This window comes from Pedobacter sp. UBA5917 (genome assembly GCF_002432345.1).
GTDB lineage: Bacteria > Bacteroidota > Bacteroidia > Sphingobacteriales > Sphingobacteriaceae > Pedobacter.
The window spans coordinates 1-5,949 of sequence record NZ_DJDT01000170.1 but is presented as its reverse complement, the minus strand read 5'-3'; the positions used below and the strand labels follow the sequence as shown (position 1 = coordinate 5,949).

Sequence of the window (5,949 nt, the reverse complement as noted above, 5' to 3'; positions counted from 1 at the left end):
AAGCGCTTTGTCAATCCAGCAATGTGCTTCACACAAGGACCGCCCACATCAAAAAAACAGCGGCACTTTATTTTGTGCAGTAAGTTTTTTATAAACTACAGTATTTGCAAGGGCTGCACAAAACCACTGCGTTTTAGGTTTGTTAGTGCAAATTGTTCTGTTTTGCAACTGTTTTTTTGATTCACCCGCACCTGGGATTGACGGCGTTCTTAGGTAAAACCTGATGGGTTTTCGAAGCAAGCTAGCATAACGCCTTAAAAATAGGTGTCCACACGATAGTCCGTGATCAGGAGACAAGTAGTTATTAAATTATTTTTTCATCAAACGGATATAAGGTCAGATCAGTAAAATTAATAAACGTCTCTTTAACGTTTTTGGGAACGTTTGCACACTTTTTTAGTTAAATTTGGTTTCAAACGGTTTTTAGTTTGTAAAATTGTTACATCAACGTAACCAAATATAAACAAACAATAACATCCCGAAATAGAATTATATTCTACATGCAAGCGATTGCAGCATCTTAAAGTAACCAAATCACTTCAAAATAAACCACAATTTATGAGCAGAGTTCTACTCTTTTTAGCATTTTTCGCTTTTTTTGGATTATCTGTTGCGAAAGCACAGAACAGACAGCTTACCGGAACGGTAAAAGATAAAACCGACGGACAGGTATTGGTTGGGGTTAGCGTAAGCGTAAAAGATTCGAAAGCAGGGGCCAGCACCGATGCAAACGGGATCTACAAAATCACCATCCCATCAAAAGGTACAATACTAACATTTACCTATGTGGGCTACAAAACCAAAAACGTAACCATTACCGATCAAACCAAGCTTGATGTTAATCTGGAAGAAGATGCCAACACCTTACAGGAAGTTACGGTAAACATCGGTTATGGCTCAGTACGTAAAGAGGCATTAACCGGTTCGGTTTCGTCAGTTACCGGCAAAGATATCGATCAGTTTCCGGTAAGTACAGCGGCACAGGCATTGGCAGGTAAACTTGCCGGAGTATCGGTTACCACAACCGAAGGAAGCCCTGGCGCCGAAATCGTAATCAAAGTGCGTGGCGGAAGTTCGCTTACAGGCGATAACTCACCATTGTACATTGTAGACGGGATCCAGGTAGAAAACGCCTTATCTATTTTATCGCCGAACGAAATCCAATCGATTGATGTGTTAAAAGATGTTGCCTCTACTTCAATCTACGGTAGCCGTGGTGCCAATGGCGTAGTTATCATTACCACCAAAAGCGGTAAAAAAGGAAGACCGGTTGTTTCTTTCGACGCATATGCCGGTGCACGTCAGATTGTGAACAAACTTGATGTAATGAACCCTTACGAGTTTATCAAATATCAGTATGAGCTATATAACAACAATACCAATCAGGATGTTAAAGATACTTTTACCAAAAAGTATGGCACATTCGAAGATCTCGATATTTATAAAAACATCCCGAATATCGATTGGCAGGATAAAGTTTTCGGCCGTCAGGCATGGAGTAATACCGAAGTGGTAAACCTATCGGGGGGCACTTCTAAAACAACATACAATGTTTCGGTAAATAACACCAAAGAAGATGGCATCATGCTCAATTCGGGTTATAGAAGAACTTTTGCATCGGTTCGTTTGGATCATAAATTTACAGATAAATTAAGGGTAGGTTTAAATGCGCGCTACAGTGGGCAACGTGTTGATGGTGTAGGTACCAGCTCAACAGGTTCGCAGGGCACCAACCGTTTAAGAAACTCGGTACGTTATCAACCTTATTCGGGTGGCAGCGATTCGGGCGATTTATTCGATGCTGATTACCTTACAACAGGTTTAACCAACCCGATTACCCTGGCCAACCAGGAACTAAAATACGACTACCGTAACGACCTGATTTCGAGCGGTTATGTACAATACTCTATCCTTAAAAACTTAACCATCAAAAGTACGGTGGGTTATAACCGCACAAACAGGCATACCAATACCTTTAACGGCCCGGTAAGTAATGTGGCGCGGAACAATGCCGGTTTACCTGCTATCCAACTGGATACGGTATCACAAAGATCATTTATCAACACCAACACCATTAATTACAGGCCAAATCTGGGCAAGGATCACAGTCTCGATTTATTGGTAGGGCAGGAGATCAATATGGTTGATATCGATTCGAGGACCACGGTGCTTAAATTTTTACCGATCAACATTAGTGCTGATGATGCTTTTGTAAGCAGCGCTCCGGCAAATACCATACAGGACAGGCCGACTTCGCTGATCTCGGGTACGAGGCAATTTTCGATTTTCGGTCGTGCCTCATACGGCTTTCAGAATAAATACCTGGCCACTGTAAATTTCAGGACGGATGCATCATCATTATTTGCGGCAGGTAAACAATGGGGATATTTCCCTTCGGCGCAGGTTGCCTGGAGGGTTACAGAAGAGAAATTTATAAAAGACCTGAATCTGAATTGGCTCGATAATTTTAAAGTGAGGTTTAGTTATGGTGCCGCGGGGAACAACCGCATTGGTCAGGATTTGTTCAGAACCTTATTTTACTTAAGCTCAACAACAGGTGGATATGCCGATACCGATTCGGGCGTATCAACAGGCTTAATTTCGGGTACGGCCACAGGAAATATTTTATCAAACCCGAATATCACATGGGAAACCAATATTTCTAAAAACCTCGGGATTGACATCGACCTGTTTAAAAACAAATTATCGCTTAATTTAGATTATTACGATAACCGCACGAAAAACCTGCTGTTAAATGCAAACGTACCGCAAACCACCGGTTATGCCACACAACAGCAAAATGTGGGTAAAACGCAGAATACTGGTCTGGAGCTTCAGTTAAATTACCAGGCCATTAAAACCAAAGATTTTAGCTACAATACCAGTTTCAACATTTCTTTCAATAAAAATAAAATTGTCGAATTACAGAATGGGGTGAACTCTTACATCACCCAATCGGGCTGGGTAAACAGTTTAGGTGATTTTAAAGTAGAGGTTGGCAAACCTGTTGGTCAGTTTTACGGTTTTATTTCTGACGGCCGTTACACGGTTGACGATTTTACCTATGTACAGAATGCCACTACCGGGGTTTACACCTATACGCTTAAGCCAACTGTGGCAAACAGCAGGGTATTGTTGGGTAACCGCGATCCGCAGCCGGGCGATATGAAAGTTCAAAAACTTTCTTCTTCATCGAGTATGATGATTGGCGACGACGACAGAACGGTTTTAGGCACCGCACAACCGAAATTTACAGGAGGTTTTAATAACCAGTTTGCCTACAAAAACTTCGATCTTACGGTATTTGTAAACTTCAGTTACGGCAGCAAGGTATACAATGCCAACAAGCTCGAATTTACCTCGCAGTACAATGTTAAGGATAACAACCTGCTTGCAGTAATGAACGATAGGTGGCAGAATTTTGATGCCAACGGGATTAAAGTAACCGATCCGGCAACGTTAACGGCCATGAACGCCAATACCACCTTGTGGACACCAACTACCGGAAACTATGCACTAACTTCTTACGCCATTGAAAACGGCTCTTTTTTAAGGATCAGCAACCTGACACTGGGTTACAGCTTACCGCAGAAAATGATGAAAAGAACTGGTTTTATCTCCAAATTAAGGGTTTACGGAACGGTTAACAACCTGTATACCATTACGGGTTACACCGGTTACGATCCGGAAGCAAACACCCGCCGATCGAATCCACTTACCCCGGGCATAGATTATGCGGCTTACCCACGCAGCCGGTATATCCTTGCTGGTATCAACATGGTATTTTAACCTCAACATTAAAGAAAATGAACAATAAATTTATAAAATCGGCTTTAATGGTAATTGCTGTTGGAGCATTGAGCATAACTACTTCCTGTAAAAAATATTTAGATGTACAATCGCCTTCAACTTCATCACCCGATGTTGTTTTCGAAAGCACAGCCAATACAAATGCTGCCATAATTGCTGTTTACAACCGTTTATGTGGCGATAATGGTTACGGAAGTCGTATTTCTACCTTATTCGGTTTAACTGCTGATGATTTTAAAACATCAGGTAGTTACAGCTCGTCCGACCGCAGGGGGATTAGCATGTACGGAGCCAGTTCGGATAATACCGATCTGATTAACCCTTTTCTACAATTGTACTCGGGCGTGGAGCGTGCCAATATCTGCATCAAATACATTCCTGCTTCGAAATTATACGCCAATGGTTCGGATGCCGAAAAAACCGTTATGAAACGTTATTATGGCGAAGCCTTAACCTTAAGGGCGCAGTTTCTTTACGAGCTGATCCGCAACTGGGGTGATGTACCGGCTTCATTTGTTCCATCAGCAGATGCCGAAACTTTATACGGGCCAAATGTAGACCGCAATAAAACCTACGATCAGATGATTGCCGATTTAAAAATGGCCGAAGATCTTGTTCCATGGCGAAGCGGAATTACCGAATATGGCAGTTTCCGTTATACCAAAGGTGCTATTAAAGGCTTAAGGGCCCGAATTGCATTGGCAAGGGGTGGTTATTCATTACGTACAGCCAGCCATACCATGGAGCGCAGCAGTGATTACTTAACCTATTATAAAATTGCTTTTGATGAATGTTTGGATATCGTGAACCACCGTTCGGAACACAGTTTAAATCCGGTTTACGAAAATGTATTTAAAAGCCTGCATACCACAACACGTTACGATGATGCCCACGAACTAATGTTTGAAGTGGCTGCTTTTGGCGGTAATGCATCAACAGATAGTAAATTGGGTTATTACAACGGCATCCGCTTTAACTCTGCCTCTACTTTTGGTTCGGGCGGTGGTGGTATGAATGCCATTCCGACTTATTTTTACGAATTTGATGCTACCAAAGATTGTCGCAGGGATGTAACCATCGGCGTCTTCGAAATTGTAGCCTCATCAAAAAAGATCGTCAATACTTTATTTAACATGACAGATGGGAAGTTCCGCAAATCGTGGACAGCCTTTAACAATTCATCTGCTTCGCAAACCTTTGGAGTTAACTGGCCAATGTTGCGTTTTTCTGATATCCTGTTGATGTACGCAGAAGCTGATAACGAAATAAACGGTGCTCCATCGGCCGCCGCGGTTAGTGCTTTGCAGGAAGTGCAGAAACGTGCCTATGCAGGTTTCGAAACACAGATTCCGGTTACTCCACTAGATAAAACCGGATTTTTTAATGCCATTGTTAGAGAACGTTTATTGGAGTTTGGCGGCGAGGGTATCCGTAAATACGACCTGATCCGCTGGAATTTATTAGGGAGCAAATTTGATGAAACACGTACCAAGATCCGTGCACTGATTAACGGAACGGGCGATTATGCGAACGTACCGAATTACATTTATGCCAAAGAGAGCAATTATCTTTTAGGCACCAGTGTTAACGAAGTGGCTACGCTCGATCTCTATGGCGGTGTTCCGAACAATGTATTTACCTCACCAGGATTGAACACGTCAACCGCGCCAACCGGCTATACCACTAAAAACTGGAGAAAAGCAGTTACCGAGGATAATTCGATCACCAGTACCTCTACAGGTATTGCCTTTTATTTCGAAGCCAATAAAAAAGAACTTTTCCCATACCCTAAAACCACTTTGATCGAAAATCCGAGCATGGTTCAAAATTTTGGTTATTAACTTATTTATAACATAAATGATGAAAAGAATTACAAATCAATTTGGGCTTAAACTGATGATGTTATTGTTGATGGTTGCCGTACTGGCCTCATGTAAAAAGGAGGATGATGTACCGACCGATCCGGCCCGTATATTCAAGCCCAGCGATGTCAAAATTGCAGCAGGTGAAACTTCAGCCAAGTTAACCTGGACTACACCTTTAATGTCGACAGGAAAAACATTTAAATACAGTATCGATTTTTCTACCGATTCGCTGTTCGCAACCATCAATTATTCTACTACTGCCGATACGGCGGGG

At 42.1% G+C, this 5,949-nt stretch carries 3 protein-coding genes; all 3 read left to right on the top strand.

The window, feature by feature from the left end:
* The first annotated feature begins 558 nt into the window (after nucleotides 1-558).
* A complete protein-coding gene (locus tag B2V92_RS10750; RefSeq protein WP_293307704.1) occupies nucleotides 559-3,789 on the top strand; it encodes a SusC/RagA family TonB-linked outer membrane protein in 3,231 nt (1,076 codons plus the stop codon).
* 17 nt (nucleotides 3,790-3,806) lie between these two features.
* Complete coding sequence (locus tag B2V92_RS10745; protein WP_293307702.1) at nucleotides 3,807-5,651, top strand: RagB/SusD family nutrient uptake outer membrane protein; 1,845 nt, start codon at nucleotides 3,807-3,809, stop codon at nucleotides 5,649-5,651.
* A 16-nt stretch (nucleotides 5,652-5,667) separates the two neighbouring features.
* A partial coding sequence (locus tag B2V92_RS10740; RefSeq protein ID WP_293307700.1) for a hypothetical protein occupies nucleotides 5,668-5,949 on the top strand: 282 nt, incomplete at its 3' end.